At 73.1% G+C, this 17332-nt stretch carries 13 protein-coding genes; 7 read left to right on the forward strand and 6 right to left on the reverse strand.

Going from position 1 to position 17332, the window contains the following annotated elements; all coding sequences use genetic code 11:
* Nucleotides 1-16 precede the first annotated feature (16 nt).
* The 4 genes from LIX60_RS18520 to LIX60_RS18535 all read left to right on the forward strand — a co-directional run bounded on the left by LIX60_RS18520 (nucleotide 17) and on the right by LIX60_RS18535 (nucleotide 4478).
* The gene (locus LIX60_RS18520; RefSeq protein WP_227959444.1) at nucleotides 17-778 is read left to right on the forward strand and encodes a DeoR/GlpR family DNA-binding transcription regulator; all 762 of its coding nucleotides are present in this window, start codon (nucleotides 17-19) and stop codon (nucleotides 776-778) included.
* Between the two features lie 286 nt (nucleotides 779-1064).
* Nucleotides 1065-2015: a 1-phosphofructokinase gene (gene pfkB, locus LIX60_RS18525; RefSeq protein ID WP_227959445.1), complete on the forward strand. Its 951-nt coding sequence runs from the start codon at nucleotides 1065-1067 to the stop codon at nucleotides 2013-2015.
* A 57-nt stretch (nucleotides 2016-2072) separates the two neighbouring features.
* A complete protein-coding gene (locus LIX60_RS18530; protein WP_227959446.1) occupies nucleotides 2073-4184 on the forward strand; it encodes a fructose-specific PTS transporter subunit EIIC in 2112 nt (703 codons plus the stop codon).
* Nucleotides 4185-4295: 111 nt separating this feature from the next.
* Entirely contained in the window at nucleotides 4296-4478 is a 183-nt protein-coding gene (locus tag LIX60_RS18535; RefSeq protein ID WP_019711817.1) for a hypothetical protein, read from the forward strand.
* A gap of 62 nt (nucleotides 4479-4540) precedes the next feature.
* Here LIX60_RS18535 and mscL read toward each other — a convergent pair whose 3' ends face one another.
* The 5 genes from mscL to LIX60_RS18560 all read right to left on the reverse strand — a co-directional run bounded on the left by mscL (nucleotide 4541) and on the right by LIX60_RS18560 (nucleotide 10970).
* A complete protein-coding gene (gene mscL / locus LIX60_RS18540; protein ID WP_227959447.1) occupies nucleotides 4541-5026 on the reverse strand; it encodes a large conductance mechanosensitive channel protein MscL in 486 nt (161 codons plus the stop codon).
* Nucleotides 5027-6142: 1116 nt separating this feature from the next.
* Entirely contained in the window at nucleotides 6143-7012 is an 870-nt protein-coding gene (locus LIX60_RS18545) for an S-methyl-5'-thioadenosine phosphorylase (RefSeq protein WP_050363591.1), read from the reverse strand.
* 159 nt (nucleotides 7013-7171) lie between these two features.
* The gene (locus LIX60_RS18550; protein ID WP_227959448.1) at nucleotides 7172-7516 is read right to left on the reverse strand and encodes an FmdB family zinc ribbon protein; all 345 of its coding nucleotides are present in this window, start codon (nucleotides 7514-7516) and stop codon (nucleotides 7172-7174) included.
* 66 nt (nucleotides 7517-7582) lie between these two features.
* Entirely contained in the window at nucleotides 7583-9073 is a 1491-nt protein-coding gene (locus LIX60_RS18555; protein ID WP_227959449.1) for an MFS transporter, read from the reverse strand.
* A gap of 433 nt (nucleotides 9074-9506) precedes the next feature.
* A complete protein-coding gene (locus tag LIX60_RS18560) occupies nucleotides 9507-10970 on the reverse strand; it encodes a potassium/proton antiporter (protein ID WP_227959450.1) in 1464 nt (487 codons plus the stop codon).
* A 230-nt stretch (nucleotides 10971-11200) separates the two neighbouring features.
* Between LIX60_RS18560 and LIX60_RS18565 the strand changes: the two genes are divergently transcribed.
* Nucleotides 11201-13999, forward strand: coding sequence for a penicillin acylase family protein (locus LIX60_RS18565; RefSeq protein WP_227959451.1), 2799 nt, complete (start codon nucleotides 11201-11203; stop codon nucleotides 13997-13999).
* Nucleotides 14000-14142: 143 nt separating this feature from the next.
* On the opposite strand, the gene LIX60_RS18570 is transcribed toward LIX60_RS18565, so the two are convergent.
* Complete coding sequence (locus LIX60_RS18570; protein WP_227959452.1) at nucleotides 14143-14748, reverse strand: 5-formyltetrahydrofolate cyclo-ligase; 606 nt, start codon at nucleotides 14746-14748, stop codon at nucleotides 14143-14145.
* A gap of 82 nt (nucleotides 14749-14830) precedes the next feature.
* On the opposite strand from LIX60_RS18570, the gene galU reads away from it, so the two are divergent.
* Together galU and glp are read left to right on the forward strand one after the other, a co-directional pair.
* Nucleotides 14831-15733 carry a UTP--glucose-1-phosphate uridylyltransferase GalU gene (galU, locus tag LIX60_RS18575; RefSeq protein WP_039824437.1) on the forward strand — a complete coding sequence of 301 codons (903 nt, stop codon included), beginning with the start codon at nucleotides 14831-14833 and terminating at the stop codon, nucleotides 15731-15733.
* A gap of 211 nt (nucleotides 15734-15944) precedes the next feature.
* Nucleotides 15945-17324, forward strand: a complete 1380-nt coding sequence (gene glp, locus LIX60_RS18580) for a gephyrin-like molybdotransferase Glp (RefSeq protein ID WP_227962823.1) — start codon at nucleotides 15945-15947, stop codon at nucleotides 17322-17324.
* The last annotated feature ends 8 nt before the right edge of the window (nucleotides 17325-17332 follow it).

Below are 17332 nucleotides of genomic sequence, written 5' to 3' on the forward strand. Positions count from 1 at the left end.
ACGGACGTCAACCATCATGTACGCACCGGAGCGCCAGCAGGAGATCCTGCGGCTCGCCCGCGAGAACGGACGGGTCGACGTGCTCTCCCTCGCCGAGGAGTTCGACGTCACCGCGGAGACCGTCCGCCGCGACCTGAAGTCGCTCGACCGGGCGGGGCTGCTGCGCCGGGTGCACGGCGGGGCCATCCCGGCGGGACGGCTCGACTTCGAGCCGGGCCTCGCCGAGCGCGACACCGTGGCGGCCGCCGAGAAGGACCGCATCGTGCGGGCCGCCCTCGCCGAACTGCCCGCCGAGGGCAGCGTCATCATCGACGCCGGAACGACCACCGCCCGCCTCGCCGCGGCCATCCCCCCGGAGTCCCCGCTCACCGTCGTCACCCACGCGCTGCCGGTCGCCACCCGGCTCGCCGACCACCCCGGCATCGCCCTCCACCTCGTCGGCGGCCGGGTACGGCACCGCACGCGCGCCGCGGTCGACGCCTGGGCCCTGCGCGCCTACGGGGAGTTGACGGCGGACGTGCTCTTCCTCGCCACCAACGGGTTCTCCCCCGAGGGCGGCCTGACCACCCCCGACCTCGCCGAAGCGGCGGTCAAACGGGCGGCGATCGCGGCTGCCCGGCGCGTGGTGCTCCTGGCCGACTCCGGGAAGTGCGGCCAGGAACACTTCGCCCGCTTCGGGGACCTCTCCGACGCGGATCTGCTCGTCACCGACACCGGACTGGACCCCGAGACCGCGCTCGCCATCGAGCGGCGCGGCACGGAGGTGATCCGCATATGAACCCCGATATGAACCCCGCGACCACCGGCAGCCGGAGCGGCAAGAAGCCGCTCAACCGCCGTACCCGCACCGGCTTTTCACTCCACGGCCCCTGCGCCGCACCACCTCCCGGGGCCTCCCCGCCTCCCGGCGCCGGCCGGCCTGCCGGTCCTGCTGTCCTCCTCGGCCACGGCACCGGCCGCCGCCCGGACGCTTCCGGTGGCACCGTCACCACAGGTCGGCTCCCCCTCGCGGACGCCCCGGGACGCGCCCGCGCACGGCGGCTCCTCGCCCAGGCAGGCCGCGCATGATCCTCACCATCACCCCCAACCCCAGCCTGGACCGGACCTATGAGGTGCCCACCCTGGTCCGCGGCGCGGTGCTGCGCGCCACCGCCGACCGGATGGACCCGGGCGGCAAGGGCGTCAACGTCTCCCGCGCCATCGCCGCCGCAGGAGGCCGCACGGTAGCCGTCATGCCGCTCGGCGGGCCGGCCGGCGCCGTGGTCGCGGACCTGCTGCGGAACGAGGGCATTCCGGTGGCCGGGGTGCCCGTCCTCGGCCCGACCCGGTCGAACATCTCCGTCGTGGAGTCCGACTCCACCCTCACCAAGATCAATGCCGCCGGTCCGGAACTCTCCGCCGTGGAGGCGGAAGCGCTGCTGGAGAAGGTCCGTGAGTATGCCGCCGGCGCCTCGTGGATCGCCTGCTGCGGCAGCCTGCCCCGTGGGCTTCCGCTGTCGTGGTACGCCGAACTGGTCGACCGCGCGCACCGGGCGGGCACCCGGATCGCCCTGGACACCTCCGGACCCGCCCTCACCGCCGCGCTCGGTGCCCGGCCCGATGTCGTCAAACCGAATGCCGCGGAACTGGCCGAGGCCGTGGGACGCCCTCTCCTGAGCGTCGGCGACGCGGTGGAGGCGGCACGGGAACTGCGCGACCGGGGCGCCCGCGCCGTCCTCGCCAGCCTGGGCGCGGACGGGCAACTGCTGGTGGACGGCTCCGGAGCGCGCTACGGCAGCGCCCGGGTCACCACCGTCCGCAGCAACGTGGGGGCCGGTGACGCCTCCCTGGCCGGCTTCCTCGGCGCGGGCGGTGAGGGACCCGCGGCTCTCGCCGCGGCACTCGCCCACGGCGCCGCCGCCGTCGGGCTGCCCGGCAGTGTCATGCCGTCCCCCGCCGACCTGGACCCCTCCGCGGTCAGGACGACCGGGGATCCGCCCCTCGGCCGTCCGCTGACGGAGCCGGTGCACCCGTGAACCACCCCCCACGTCCCCGAGCCGCCTCCCGGCGGTGTGTGAGCAATGGAGCGCGAGATGAGTGAGTTGATCACCGAAGGTCTGGTTGACCTCCAACTGCCCGCCGGCAACAGGGCCGCGGCCGCCCGGGCCCTCGCCGAGCGGATGGCCGCTGCCGGACGCGTCACCGACCTCGACGGCTTTCTCGCCGATGTCGCCGCCCGCGAGGAACAGATGCCGACCGGCCTGGAAGGCGGCATCGGCATACCCCACTGCCGCAGCGCCCATGTCACCGAGCCCACCCTGGCCTTCGGGCGCAGCGAGACCGGTGTCGACTTCGGCGCGGCCGACGGGCCCGCCGACCTCATCTTCCTCATCGCCGCCCCGGCCGGCGGCGACGCCGACCATCTGTCGATCCTCTCCACGCTGGCCCGGCGCCTCATGGACGACTCCTTCACGGGCGCTCTCCGCACGGCGGCGGACCCGGCCGGGGCCGCGGCCCTCATCCGCGGTGACCAGCCGACCCCGGACGCCGCCACCGCTGCCGACGCCGAACCGTCCGACACCGAACCGGCCGCAGCAGGCCCGGCCGCGGCAGGGCCGGAGCCGTCCGGTCCCGCGGCGGCGGTCACCACCCCGGACACGGATGCCGAGAAGGACGCCACTCGCACGGACACGGAGGCCGCACCGGCCGCCCGGCCCTTCCGTATCGTCGCCGTCACCTCCTGCCCGACCGGCATCGCGCACACCTATATGGCGGCAGAGTCGCTCGAACAGGCCGGCAGAGAAGCCGGGGTGGAACTGGTGACGGAGACGCAGGGCTCCGCCGGGTTCCGCAGACTGGACCCGGCGGTGATCGCCGCCGCCGACGCCGTGATCTTCGCGCACGACGTGGAGGTCCGGGAAAAAGCCCGCTTCGCGGGGAAGCCGACCGTCGACACCGGCGTGAAGGCCGCCATCAACCGCCCCGCCCAACTCATCGCCGAGGCCCGGGCCAAGGCCCGGCGCGGCGAGATCACGGCCCCCGCCGGGCCGGGGACGGCGGTGCCCGCAGACACCACCGGCGAAGGCCGGGAGGAGGGATTCGGCTCGCAACTGCGCCGCTACCTGATGAGCGGTGTCAGCTACATGGTGCCGTTCGTCGCCGCCGGCGGACTCCTCATCGCCCTCTCCTTCGCGCTCGGTGGCTACGACATCACTGAGGCGAAGCCGGTCACCGAGCACTTCGTCTGGACGGAGGTGGCGAGCTGGGCCGCCCTGCTCCTCCAGATCGGCAGTGCCGCCTTCGGCTTCCTCGTGCCGGTGCTGGCCGGGTACATCGCCTACGGCATGGCCGACCGGCCGGGGCTCGTCCCCGGTTTCGTCGGCGGAGCCGTCGCGGTCACCGTCGAGGCCGGCTTCCTCGGCGGTCTGGTCGCCGGTCTGCTCGCGGGCACGGTGGTCCGCGGCATCCAGCGGGCCCGGATTCCCGCGGCCCTGCGCGGGATCATGCCCGTGCTGGTGATCCCCCTGCTCGGGTCCGCGGCCGTCGGCTTCCTCATGTTCGTGGTGATCGGTGAGCCCGTTGCCGCGCTCCAGCGGGGACTGACCGGGTGGCTCGGCGACCTCTCCGGCTCCAACGCCATCATCCTGGGAGCCGTCCTCGGCCTGATGATGTGCTTCGACCTCGGCGGACCGCTCAACAAGGTCGCGTACACCTTCGCCGTCGGCGGGCTCGCCGACGCCAACAGCGGGAGCCTCAAGGTCATGGCCGCGGTGATGGCGGCCGGTATGGTCCCGCCGCTGGCGATGGCGCTCGCCACGGCCCTCCGGGGCAGGCTCTTCACCACCGCCGAACGGGAGAACGGCAAGGCGGCCTGGGTGCTGGGCGCTTCCTTCATCACGGAGGGCGCCATCCCGTTCGCCGCGGCGGACCCGCTGCGGGTGATCCCCTCCGTGATGGCGGGCGGCGCGGTCACCGGTGCGCTCTCCATGGCGTTCGGCGCCACCCTGCGAGCGCCGCACGGCGGTGTGTTCGTGGTTCCGCTGATCAGCGGACCTCTGCTCTACCTGGTGGCCATCGCCGCCGGTACGGCCCTCGCGACCGGGCTGGTGGTGCTCCTCAAGGAGATACGGGACCGGACGTCCGGCGTCCCGGAGCGCACCGCGCCGGGCGGGACGGCACAGCAGACCAAGGCCGCCACGGGCTGAGCGGAAGACCGCTACGAGAAGGGCGGCGAGGAGCCCGAGCCGGACGGAGGAAGGACGGGCAGGACGGGGCACGCGGGGCCTGCGGGAAGGGCGGAGCCGTACTCTGGACGGATGAGCACCCCCGCACCCGGTCCCGCGCCCCGCGACCCGGCCGACTCCCTCGTCTTCGACGACCCGCTCGCCCAGCCGTCCGCCGACGACACCGACAGCGGCTGGGGCGAGCGGCCGGCGGGCGGAGACAGCGCCGCCGACCTCGCCCGGTTCCTGGACGAGAAGCCGCCGCACCACATCTGAGACCCCCGCGGGCCCCACCCGCTCCGCCGTTCCGGAGCTGCTTCCGTGCCCGCGGACGCCCGCTACTTCGGGCTGGGAACCCGCGGACCCGGGCCGCCCCGCTGGGCGACCAGCTCGTCGCGGATCTCCCGGAGCAGCACGATCTCGACGGCCTCCGCCTCGGCCTGCCGCTCCTCCGCGACCTTCTGCCGGGCCGCCTTCCGGGCGAGGAACTTCGCCATCGGCAGCACCATGAGGAAGTAGACGACCGCCGCGGTGATCAGAAAGCTCAGCGTGGCGCTGAGCACGGAGCCCCACATGATTGGGATGCCCCGCACCACGTCCCCCGCCTGGTTGGTCTCGCAGGGCCCGTCGAGGCAGGAGCGGTACCGGTCGAGATCCTTGGTGCCGAAGGCTCCCACCACGGGATTGATGAGACCCTTCACCACCGAGTTGACCACGTTGGTGAACGCGGTACCGATGACGACCGCGACCGCCAGGTCGATCACATTCCCGCGCATGAGGAAGGCTTTGAAGCCCTCCCACACATTCTGCTTGTCCTCGCTCAAGGAGGGTCTTTCCCTTCGATGAATCGGAACCAGGTGGTCCGGGTCGATGCGACGGCCATCGTGGACGGGCCGGGGACATGCTGTCCAGCCGGGAGTTCATCGCTCGGTGAGCGTGCCGAGGGCGGGTACCGAGAGCACCGCGGCTGCCAGCGCCATGACGGCCGGCCAGCCGCGCCGTACGGCGCTCTGCCTCCACCACCGCCCACCGCCGAGCCGCAGCGGCCCGAACTGGGGCACCTGCCGGGGCGGGAGAACCGGCCGCGGGGGCCCGACCGGCACCGTGCCGCTCCACTCCCGTCCGGCCGGGTTCCACCCCCGTCCCTGCCCTTCCCCGAGCTCCTGGCCGTGTGCGGAAGGGTCCGGGCCGCCCGCGCGCCCGCCTTCGGCGCCACCCCCGTCCCCGTTCGCCCGGACACCGCCGCACCGGAGAGCGCCCGCGGCTGCTCCGCCGGCCACCACGGCCCTGCCCGTCCACGAGGCTCCGGCCGGGCGACGGCGGGGCCGGGCAGCCGGCCGGGCATCGGGGTACGGGTCCACGGGGCACGGATCTCCCGTGCGCGGATCTTCCAGGTACGGGCTTCCCGGGTACGGATCTCCGGGACGACGGGCCCCGGGCCGGTGGTGCGGCCCCGACCACGGGGGCAGCAGCTCCTGGTCCGGGCCTCCGGGCGGCGCGACGGGCTGCCTCGCGACGGGCTGCCCGGGGATGGGCTGCCCGGGAATGGAGGCGCGCTGGGACAGGGGAAGAGCCCCGGACAGGACGAGGTGTTCGGGCCTACCGGTGTTCGCGGACATGAGGGTCACCACCTGCGGTGAAGAGGGCCGGATGCGTTTCCGCCCTCACGATGCCCCTGTTTCCCCCGCGCCGCCGGAGCCTGTGGACAACCGACGGGTTGTGGACAACGCGCTCACCCACAGGCACCCCACCAGCCGCTGAGGCACAGCTCCACCACTCCACCCAGGAGCCCAGGACGGGCCCCGGTGGGCGGGAGCCGCGTGCCATCCGCCCAGAGCCGACCGCAGCCGCCGGCGCGCCCAGCGAAGACCCGGAGGCGGGGGGGCGGGGCCCCGCGGAGACCCGGGGCGGGGCCCCGCGGAGGCCCGCGTCCCGTGCCGTCAGGGCAGCGTGATCCCCGTGTCCAGGCCGCTCAGTGCCGTCGTGCACAGGCAGTCCCGCGCGCCGGTCTCCGGCAGGGCCTCGACGGCGTCGAAGATCAGCGGCCGCAGCCGCCCGATGTTCTTGGCGAACACCGCCATGACCTCCGTGTGGGAGACACCCTCGCCCGTCTCGGCACCCGCGTCCAGATCGGTGACGAGAGCGATCGACGTGTAGCAGAGGCCCAGTTCACGGGCGAGCACGGTCTCCGGGTGGCCGGTCATGCCGACCACGGACCACCCCTGCGCCGCGTGCCAGCGCGATTCGGCGCGGGTGGAGAAGCGCGGCCCCTCGACGACCACGAGCGTTCCGCCGTCGACCGGCTCCCAGTCGCGCCCGCGCGCTGCCGCGAGGGCCGCCTGCCGCCCGGCCGGGCAGTAGGGGTCGGCGAAGGTGACGTGGACGACGTTGGGCACCGAGCCGTCCGGCAGGGCCTCGCCGTCGAAGTACGTCTGGATCCGGGACTTCGTCCGGTCCACGAGCTGGTCCGGGACGAGGAGCGTGCCGGGGCCGTACTCCTCGCGCAGTCCGCCCACCGCGCACGGCGCGAGCACCTGGCGGACACCCGCCGAGCGCAGGGCCCAGAGGTTCGCCCGGTAGTTGATGCGGTGCGGCGGCAGATGGTGCTTGCGGCCGTGCCGGGGGAGGAAGGCCACGCTCCGGCCGGCTATCTCGCCGAGGAACAGGGAGTCGCTGGGGGCTCCGTAGGGGGTGTCGACGGTGATCTCGGTCACGTCGTCGAGGAGGGAGTAGAAACCCGACCCGCCGATGACGCCGATCTCCGCCAGGGGTCCGGTCCTGTCCGCGTGTGTGCTGCTGGTCTCCGCCATGCCCGTTACCTTAAGGCCGCGCGGCAGCGCCGGTTCCGCCGTCCTTCACGAAGGGGCGGTGACCGGCGTGCACGCGGGCGGAATGCGACGGAAGTCAGGCGGGCGCCGACCGGACGGAGAGCAGACGCCGTGCGGACGTCGTCCGGACGCCGAGCGGTCTCAGGCGGCCGACGAGCCGGCGGAACCGCCGGACGACGACGCCGCGGAGGACGACGTGGAACCGGAGGACGAGCCGGAACCGGAACCGGAACCAGATCCCGTGGACGACGAGCCGCTGTCGCTCTTCGCCTTCGACGAGGAGGAGGTACTGCTGGACGAGGACGACGCGCCCCGGCTGTCGGTCCGGTAGAAGCCGGAGCCCTTGAAGACGACACCGACCGCGGAGAACACCTTGCGCAGGCGCCCCTCGCACGCGGGGCACTCGGTGAGCGCCTCGTCGGTGAACTTCTGCACCGCTTCGAGGCCCTCGCCGCATTCGGTGCACTGGTACTGGTAGGTCGGCACTTGCTCCTCCTGGCACTCTCACTTGTTGAGTGCTAACGACGCTCCATCTTGCAGCATTCCGTGGGCTCAGTCCACTGCGGCCGCCCGACGGTGATCCACCCCACGTGCCACCACCCGCCCCGGCAGGGCCGGTTCGAGCCGGGTCCGCAGAGCCACCGCCACCAGCAGGGCGAGCCCCGTGCCGGCCAGCGGCACGGTGAACCCCGCGTGCGCCCCGAAGCCGTCGGCCAGCCGTCCGGACGCCGTGACCGCCAGGGCCTGCCCCAGGGCCACCGCCCCGGTCAGCCAGGTGAACGCCTCCGTCCGCGCGGTCGCCGGAACGAGGGACTCCACCAGGGTGTAGCCGGTGACCAGCGCCGGGGCGATGCACAGGCCGACCAGCAGTCCGAGCGCCCCCACGGCGACGGCCGAGTCCACCGCCCACAGCGGTGACGTCGCCAGCGCCAGCGCCGTGTACGCGATCAGGAGCCGCCGGTGCGCCGGCCGGCGGCAGGCGACGGCACCGGAGACGGCGCCCGCGAGCATGTTGCCTCCCGCGAAGACTCCGTACAGCGCTCCGTTGAGACCGGGATGGCCGATCTCCTCGGTGAAGGCCGTGAGCGAGACCTGCATGCCTCCGAACACGGATCCGATCCCGAGGAACAGCACCGCCAGCACTCGGACACCCGGCACCGACAGGGCGGAGGCGGGACGCTCCGCACGCCGCCCCGAACGGACCGCCGGTCCGGAAGAGCCACCGGCCTTCCCCGCGCCGTGCCCCGCGGCGGTGGAACCGCTGGCGGCACCACGGCTGAACCCGGCCGCATGCTGCACGGAAGGCTGAGTACGCCGCTGCGCCGCGAAGAGCAGGCCGCCCAGGAACGTCAGGGCGCCCTCGGCGACCAGACCGGCGGCCGGGTGGACACCGATGCACAGCGCGGTCGCCAGCACCGGACCGATGACGAAGGTCAGCTCGTCCGTCACGGATTCGAACGCGGCAGCCGTCGCCAGCAGCGGCGAGGGACCCCCGCGCCCGCCGCCGGGGCCGCCGTGTACGGCATCCGAGGCTCCCGAAGCATCCGTGGCGCCCGAGGCGCCCGAGGCGCCCGAGGCGTCCGAATCACCCGAGCCGCCCGTGTCACCGCTGAGCAGCGCGGCCCACCGCGCCCGCACCATCGGGCCCCCCTGGGGCACCGAGGCACCCGCCGGGACGGCGGCCGCGAACAGCGCCCACAGGGGTGCGTCCAGCAGCGCGAGAGCCGTCAGCAGGGCCACCGCGGCGGTGTGGAGCAGCACGCCCGGGACGAGCACCGCAGCTTGACCCCAGCGGTCGGCGAGCCTGCCGCTCTGCGGCGCGAACAGGGCCATGGAGACGCCGGTGGCCGCCGCGACGGCGCCCGCCGTGCCGTAGGACCCGGTGGTGTGTTCCACCAGCAGCACGATGCTCAGCGTCAGCATCGCGAACGGCTGCCGCGCCGCGAAGCCGGGGAGCAGGAACGTCCAGGCCCCGGGGGTGCGCAGCAGCGATCCGTAACCGGGACGGCGCCCGCCGGAGCTCTTGGTGACCGTGGCTGCCACGGCCGTACCTTTCTGCCGCCTGGTAGCGCACCGCGGCTCGGGGCCGCCGTGTGCGCCGAGAGCTGTCCTCTCGCGCAGCACCGGGGTAGATACCGGGTCCGCACCCCAGGAGGACAGGGATGTCAGGGGACCGAGGCCGCCGTACGGTCGCGCCAGCTCTGCGTCAGGCAGGGTGGTGTGTCGGTTGCCCGGTCATCGTACAAGGCGGCCGCCGGGCGCGCCGGACGTCAGTACGAGGGAAGGGCCGACCACCGGTGCGGACAAGGGCGCGCGAGCCCGGGCACGGAAGCCCGGGCACGGAAGCCCGGGCACAGCGGCACTGGCACAGCGGCACGGATACGGCAACGCGACCAGCGAGAGCGCGCACGGCCTCGAACCGCGGCCCGCCTCGGCCGCCCCCGCCGCCTCGCTCAGTCCGCCCCCGCCGCCTCGCTCAGTCCGCCCCCGTCCCCAGCCATCCCGCGAGCTTGCCGCCCCGGGCCACCGCCCGCAGCCGCTTCTCCGCGGTGTCCCGCACCGGGTCGGTGGCGACGACCAGGAGTTCGTCCCCGCGGCGCAGCACGGTCGTCGGGCCCGGGACGAAGCTCTCGCCGTCCCGGACGACGAGGGTGACCGCCGCCCCCGGCGGCAGCCGCAGCTCGCCGACCTCCACGCCGTGCATCCGGGAGCGCTCGGCGACCGTGGTCGACAGCAGATGCCCGCGCAGCCGCTCCAGCGGGGCCGACTCGATGCCGAGGTCCGCCGCCGCCTCGGGGTCCCGGAGCCGCAGCCACCGGGCGACCCAGGGGAGTGTCGGGCCCTGGAGCAGGGTGTAGACGATCACCAGCAGGAAGACGATGTTGAACAGCCGCCCGCTTCCGCGCACCCCGGCCACCATCGGGATGGTGGCGAAGACGATCGGCACCGCGCCGCGCAGCCCGGCCCAGGAGAGCAGGGCCTGCTCCCGCCACGGCATCCGGAACGGCAGGCAGCTGAGGAGGACGGACAGCGGCCGGGCGACCAGGGTGAGCACCAGTCCGACGACCACCGCGGGCCAGATGTCGTCCACCAGTTCGTGCGGGGTGACCAGCAGGCCGAGCAGGATGAACATGCCGATCTGGGCCAGCCAGCCGAGCCCGTCGGCGAAGCCGCGCGTCGCCGGCGCGTGCGGCAGTTTCGCGTTGCCGAGGACCAGCGAGGCGAGATAGACGGCGAGGAAGCCGCTGCCGTGCGCCAGGGCGCCGGCCGCGTAGGCGGTGACGGCGATCGCCATCACGGCGATCGGGTAGAGACCGGAGGCCGGCAGGGCGACGTGCCGCAGGGCGAGCGCACCGAGCCAGCCGACCGCCAGGCCGATGGCCGCGCCGATGGCCAGTTCGAGGACGATCTTCCCGATCAGCAGATACCAGGCGTCGATCGGGCCGGCGGTGGCGAAGGCGACGACCAGGATGACCACGGGTGCGTCGTTGAAGCCGGACTCCGCCTCCAGCGCGCCGGTCAGCCGGGACGGCAGCGGCACTCTGCGCAGGACGGAGAAGACGGCCGCCGCGTCGGTGGAGGACACCACCGCGCCGATGATGAGCGACTGCCGCCAGTCCAGGCCGACGAGATAGTGCGCACCGGCGGCGGTGATCCCCACGCTGGCGGCGACGCCGATGGTGGAGAGCGCGGCGCCCACCGGCAGCGCCGGTCTGATCTCGTGCCACGCGGTCCCGAGACCGCCCTCCGCGAGGATCACGACCAGGGCGGCATAGCCGATCACCTGGGTCAGTTCGGGATCGCTGAAGTCGATCCCGATCCCGTCGGTGCCGATCGCCACGCCGATGCCGAGGTAGACGAGCAGGCTGGGCAGCCCGGACCGCGAGGAGATCCGTACCGCCGCCACCGCGACGAGCAGCAGGACGGAACCGAGCAGCATGAGTTCATTCAGCTGATGAATAGTCAGGGGCCTGGACCCTTCCGTGATGTATCGGACGGTTTGTCCCGCGCGAGCGACCGGAACTTCATTGCCTTACCTAATATTTTACGGGTTCTTGACGCCGCCGTGAGCCGTACCGCCGGACTTGACTCCGTGTAGGGGCGACCGCGTACCTGCGCCTACAGTTGCTCCAGCACTCCCAGGACCACCCTGCCCCGCGAAGGACAGCGATGCCCGCCAACACAAACGGCCCTTCCGGCAAGAAGAAGAGGGGCCGCGCGCGGCTTCTCGTGATCGCGATCGTGCTGGCCCTCGTGGCGGGTGTCGGCTACGGCGCGTTCTGGAGCGTGAGCACCGTCCGCGCGTCCTTCCCGGAGACCACCGGCTCGATCCGCCTCAAGGGCCTGTCCGGGCCGGTCGAGGTGAAGCGGGACGGCCACGGCATCCCGCAGATCTACGCCAGCAGCGACGAGGACCTCTTCCGCGCGCAGGGTTATGTGCAGGCCCAGGACCGCTTCTGGGAGATGGACGTCCGGCGCCACCTCACCGCCGGCCGGCTCTCCGAGATGTTCGGCGCGAGCCAGGTCGAGACCGACGCCTTCCTGCGGACCCTCGGCTGGCGCCAGGTCGCGGAGAAGGAGTACGAGACCAAGCTCTCGGCCCGGACCAAGAAGTACCTCCGGGCGTACGCGGACGGCGTCAACGCCTACCTCGCCGAGCACGAGGGCGCCTCGCTCTCCGTCGAGTACGCGGCGCTCGGCTTCACCAACGACTACAAGCCCGAGGCCTGGGACCCGGTGGACTCGGTCGCCTGGCTCAAGGCCATGGCCTGGGACCTGCGCGGCAATATGCAGGACGAGATCGACCGCTCCCTGATGACGACCCGGTTCTCCCAGAAGCAGATAGCCCAGCTGTACCCGGAGTACCCCGCGGACCGGAACAAGCCGATCGTGCGTGACGGCGCGGTCGGCGAACTGACGGACGAATTCGACCCGGAGGCGACCGCCGCGGACACGGGCACCGGCACCGGCACGGGTGTTCCCGGGGCCGGCACAGGCACCGGCGGTACGGGTACCGGCACCGGCGGTACGGGCACAGGCGCCGCCGGGGGCACCGGAACCGGCGCCGGCCTGCAGTCCCAGCTCGGCGCTCTCTCCAAGACCCTGGAGGAGATCCCCGCGCTCCTCGGCCCCAACGGCGACGGCATCGGCTCCAACTCCTGGGTGGTCTCCGGAAAGCACACCACCACCGGCAAGCCGCTGCTCGCCAACGACCCGCACCTGGCGCCGCAGATGCCGTCCCTCTGGTACCAGATGGGCCTGCACTGCCGCTCCGTGAGCGACAAGTGCCGGTACGACGTCGCGGGCTTCACCTTCTCCGGCATGCCGGGCGTGATAATCGGCCACAACCAGAAGGTCTCCTGGGGCTTCACCAACCTCGGCGCCGACGTCACGGACCTCTACCTGGAGAAGATCACCGCGGACGGCTACCTCTACGACGGCGAGCAGAAGCCGTTCACCACCCGCAAGGAGACCATCAAGGTCGCGGGCGGCGCCGACCGCCGGATCACCGTCCGCAGCACCGGCAACGGCCCGATCGTCTCCGACCGCAGCGACGAGATGGACGACGTCGGCAGAACCGCGCCCGTCACCACCGGCTCGCCCGACCGCGCCAGCGGCTACGCCGTCTCCCTCCGCTGGACCGCCCTCACCCCGGGCCGCTCCATGGACGCCGTCTTCGCCCTCAACGAGGCCGCCGACTTCGACCAGTTCCGCAAGGCCGCCCGGCTGTTCGACGTCCCCGCGCAGAACCTCCTCTACGCCGACACCGACGGCCACATCGGCTACCAGGCGCCGGGCCGGATACCCGTCCGCGGCAAGGGCGACGGCCGCTACCCGGCGCCGGGCTGGGACCCGGAGTACCGGTGGACCGGCTACGTCCCCCAGTCCGCGCTCCCCTGGGAGAAGGACCCCGGCCGCGGCTACATCGTCACCGCCAACCAGGCCGTCATCGACCCGGAGAAGTACCCCTACCTCCTCACCGAGGACTGGGGTTACGGCGCGCGCAGCCAGCGGCTCGACAATCTGATCCAGTCGAAGATCAAGGACGGCGGCAAGATCTCGACCAAGGACATGCAGACCATGCAGATGGACGACAGCAGCGAGATCGCCAAGCTGCTGACGCCCTACCTGCTCAAGATCGACATCGAGGACCCGTACATCCGCGAGGCGCAGAAGCTGCTGGAGGGCTGGGACTACACCCAGGACTCCGACTCCGCGGCCGCCGCCTACTTCAACGGTGTCTGGCGCTACACCCTGAAGCTCGCCTTCGGCAACAAGCTGCCCAAGGAGCTGCGGGTCACCGGCGAATGCCTGCGCGTGCCGCCGGCCGACGACTCCGGCCCGCTGGAGGACCTGGACGGCGACTCCCTGGTCCGCGAGTGCGGCGAGCGGGCGCGGGACGCGGCCCAGCCGGACGGCGGCGACCGCTGGTTCGAGGTGGTCCGCTCCATCCTGGAGGACGAGGACAACGCCTGGTGGAAGACGAGCACCCGCCCCGACTCCGGTGCCGGCGACCGCGACAAGCTGCTGAAGCAGGCGATGGAGGACGCCCGCTGGGAGCTGACCGCCAAGCTCGGCAAGGACATCGACAGCTGGAGCTGGGGCCGCCTCCACCAGCTGACGCTGCGCAACCAGACGCTGGGCATCAAGGGCCCCGCCGTGCTCCGCTGGGCGCTCAACCGCGGCCCGTGGAACCTCGGCGGCGGTGAGGCCGCGGTCAACGCGACCGGCTGGAACGCGGCCGGCGGCTACGGCGTCGTCTGGGTGCCGTCGATGCGGATGATCGTCAACCTCGCGGACCTCGACAAGTCCAAGTGGATCAACCTCTCCGGGGCGTCGGGGCACGCGTACAACACGCACTACAGCGACCAGACGTCCAAGTGGGCCACGGGTGAACTGCTGCCCTGGGTGTTCAGCAAGAAGAGCGTCGAGAAGGCGACCGAGGACACGCTGGCGCTCATCCCCTGACCCCGCCGCGGGTCTCCGGCTCCGCCGGGCCCCACGCCCTCCACCACCGGCCCCGGTGCACCGCGCGAAACACGGTGCACCGGGGCCGGTGGCGTCCGGGGGGTCCGGCGCCGTCGTCCCCCGGCGCGGCGCACCCGGCACGGTCATGCCCCGAAGCGGCGCACCCCCGAGGGCGTGACGGCCGCCTGTACGGGCCGGTCATGGGGCTCGGCGGGCACCTCCTCCAGCACCTCGTCCTCGTACACCAGAACGATCAGCGCCGGATCCGCCCCGGCCTCCGCCAGCCGCTCCAGCACCCGGTCGTACGAACCGCCGCCGCGCCCCAGCCGCAGCCCCCGCCCGTCCACCGCGAGCCCCGGCAGCAGCAGCGCGTCGGCCTCCAGCACGGCCCGCAGCCCCAGCGGCTCGCCGGCCGGCTCCCGCAGCACCATCCGGCCCGCCCGCCCGGCCGCCACCAGCCGCTCCGGACCCTCGTACGGCGCCCAGTCGAGATCGTCGTCGTCGCGCAGGACGGGCAGCAGCACCCGCACCCCCCGCGCGCGCAGCGCGTCCAGCAGCGGACCCGTCGCGGGCTCCCGGCCCACCGACACATAGGCGCCGACGGTGCGGGCGGAGGCGAGTTCGGGAAGGGCCAGGGCCTGACGCGCGAACGCGCCCCCGGCCACCGACACGTCATCTTCCGTCAACCGCGACCTCATCCGGCCGAGACCGTGCCGCAACTCCGCCTTGCGAGACTTCGGGGTGGACATCTGAGCCGGGAATCCTCTCGTATGCGGCCACACTTACCGGATCATCACGTTCCGCTCATACGTACCGGTTATGGTTCTCCGCATGACTGAATCGCGTACCCGGATCAGCAAGGCTGTCATTCCCGCAGCAGGACTCGGGACCCGCTTCCTCCCGGCCACCAAGGCCACTCCCAAGGAGATGCTGCCGGTCGTCGACAAGCCCGCGATCCAGTATGTGGTCGAGGAGGCCGTCACCGCCGGTCTCTCCGACGTCCTCATGGTCACCGGCCGCAACAAGCGTCCGCTGGAGGACCACTTCGACCGCAACTACGAGCTGGAGGAGATGCTCCGGCACAAGGGCGACGGCGACCGCCTCTCCCGTGTGCAGGAGTCCAGCGACCTCGCGACCATGCACTACGTCCGCCAGGGCGACCCCCGGGGCCTCGGCCACGCAGTGCTGTGCGCGGCCCCCCACGTCGGGCAGCAGCCCTTCGCGGTCCTGCTCGGTGACGACCTCATCGACCCCCGCGACCCGCTCCTGACCCGCATGATCGAGGCACAGGAGCGGTACGGCGGCAGCGTCGTCGCCCTTCTGGAGGTCGACCCCGACCAGGTCCACCTGTACGGCTGCGCCGTGATCGAACCCACCGGCGACGACGACATCCACCGGGTCACCGGCCTCGTCGAGAAGCCCAGCCGCGAAGAGGCGCCCAGCAACTACGCGATCATCGGCCGCTACGTCCTCGACGCCGCCGTCTTCGACGTGCTGCGGAAGACGGAGCCCGGCCGCGGCGGCGAGATCCAGCTCACCGACGCCCTCCAGACCCTGGCCCAGAACCCGGACCTGGGCGGCCCGGTGCACGGCGTCCTCTTCAAGGGCCGCCGCTACGACACCGGTGACCGCGCCGACTACCTCCGCTCCATTGTCAGACTGGCATGCGAACGTGAGGATCTGGGACCGGACTTCCGGGACTGGCTTCGGAGGTACGTCGCGGAGGAGATGTAGCACCTTGAGCACCGCTGAACAGGCCGCAGAGCGCGGGGCCGCGCCCACCGGAGGCGCAGAGGAGGCCGAGGACGCCGAGGGCACCGCCGGTGAGGCCGCCGGCCCGGAGGGCGGCGTCCCGGCCGATGTCCCGGCCGGCGTCCCGTCCCCGCACCCGGACCACCGGGGCGGCACGGGAGCCGCACCGCGCGTCTGGAGCGTCGACGAGCATCTGGCCGACATCCTCCGGCACGTCCAGCCGCTCGAGCCGCTGGAGCTCCAGATCCTCGACGCCCAGGGCTGTGTCCTCGTCGAGGACGTCACCGCCGCCGTCGCCCTGCCGCCGTTCGACAACAGCTCCATGGACGGATACGCCGTCCGCACCGCCGACGTCGTCGACGCGACCGAGGAATCCCCGGCGGTGCTCACCGTGATCGGCGACATCGCGGCGGGCAGCGGCAGGCTGCCCACCATCAGGTTCGGGGAGGCGGCCCGCATCATGACGGGCGCCCCCCTGCCGCCCGGCGCCGACACGGTGGTGCCGGTCGAGTGGACCGACGGCGGCGCCGGCGGCGGCCCCGCCACCGCCATGAGGGCCCACAGCGCGGCGCCCGAGGGAGCCGGCGGCGAAGTCCGCGTACACCGCCCCGCGGAGGCCAGGCAGCACATCCGCCCCCGGGGCGGTGACGTCTCCGCCGGCGCCCCGGTGCTGTCCGCCGGCACGGTCCTCGGCCCGCCGCAGATCGGGCTGCTCGCCGCCATCGGCCGCGCCACCGTCCGGGTCCGCCCCCGGCCACGGGTGGTCGTCATGTCCACGGGCAGCGAACTCGTCCCGCCCGGAACGCAGTTGGGGCCCGGCCGGATCCACGACTCCAACAGCTTCGCGCTGACCGCCGCGGCCCGCGACGCCGGAGCCATCGCGTACCGGGTCACCGCCGTCGCCGACGACGCGGCCTCCCTGCGCACCGCCGTCGAGGACCAGCTCCTCCGCGCCGACCTCGTCGTCACCAGCGGCGGCGTCAGCGTCGGCGCCTACGACGTCGTGAAGGAGGCCTTCTCCGGCGACGTCACCGCTCCCGCGGACCGGCCCCCGGAGCAGCGGGCGGAGACGGACACCGGACCGGACACGGAACCGGCCGAGGAGCCGGGCGCCGAGCCGGACGAGAAGGCGGAGTCCGGCCCGGCCGCGACGGCGCACCCGGGCCCCGGCCGCGTCGACTTCCGCAGACTCGCCATGCAGCCCGGCAAGCCGCAGGGCTTCGGCCGCATCGGACCCGACAGCACCCCGCTGCTGGCCCTCCCCGGCAACCCCGTCAGCGCGTACGTCTCCTTCGAGCTCTTCGTCCGCCCCGCGATCCGCGCGCTCATGGGCTTCGCACCGGACGGGCGCGAGACCGTCCGCGCGATCTGCCCCGAGGGCATCGCCTCCTCGCCCGAGGGCAAGCGGCAGTTCCTCCGCGGCCGCTACACGGACGGCGTGGTCACCCCGGTCGGCGGCCCCGGCTCCCACCTGGTCAAGGCGCTCGCCGACGCCGACGCCCTGATCGTCGTCCCGGAGGACACCACCTCGGTCCCGCCCGGCAGCGAGGTGGAGGCCATCCTGCTGCGCTGAACCGCGAA

The sequence above is a fragment of the Streptomyces sp. S07_1.15 genome, assembly GCF_020739505.1.
In the GTDB taxonomy this organism is placed as follows: Bacteria; Actinomycetota; Actinomycetes; order Streptomycetales; family Streptomycetaceae; genus Streptomyces; species Streptomyces xinghaiensis.

Coding starts and splice junctions, on each gene's coding strand:
- LIX60_RS18520 (WP_227959444.1), top strand. CDS start 17: ATGTACGCACCGGAGCGCCAGCAGGAGATCCTGCGGCTCGCCCGCGAG.
- pfkB (WP_227959445.1), top strand. CDS start 1,065: ATGATCCTCACCATCACCCCCAACCCCAGCCTGGACCGGACCTATGAG.
- LIX60_RS18530 (WP_227959446.1), top strand. CDS start 2,073: ATGAGTGAGTTGATCACCGAAGGTCTGGTTGACCTCCAACTGCCCGCC.
- LIX60_RS18535 (WP_019711817.1), top strand. CDS start 4,296: ATGAGCACCCCCGCACCCGGTCCCGCGCCCCGCGACCCGGCCGACTCC.
- LIX60_RS18545 (WP_050363591.1), bottom strand. CDS start 7,012: ATGGCGGAGACCAGCAGCACACACGCGGACAGGACCGGACCCCTGGCG.
- LIX60_RS18560 (WP_227959450.1), bottom strand. CDS start 10,970: ATGCTGCTCGGTTCCGTCCTGCTGCTCGTCGCGGTGGCGGCGGTACGG.
- LIX60_RS18565 (WP_227959451.1), top strand. CDS start 11,201: ATGCCCGCCAACACAAACGGCCCTTCCGGCAAGAAGAAGAGGGGCCGC.
- LIX60_RS18570 (WP_227959452.1), bottom strand. CDS start 14,748: ATGTCCACCCCGAAGTCTCGCAAGGCGGAGTTGCGGCACGGTCTCGGC.
- galU (WP_039824437.1), top strand. CDS start 14,831: ATGACTGAATCGCGTACCCGGATCAGCAAGGCTGTCATTCCCGCAGCA.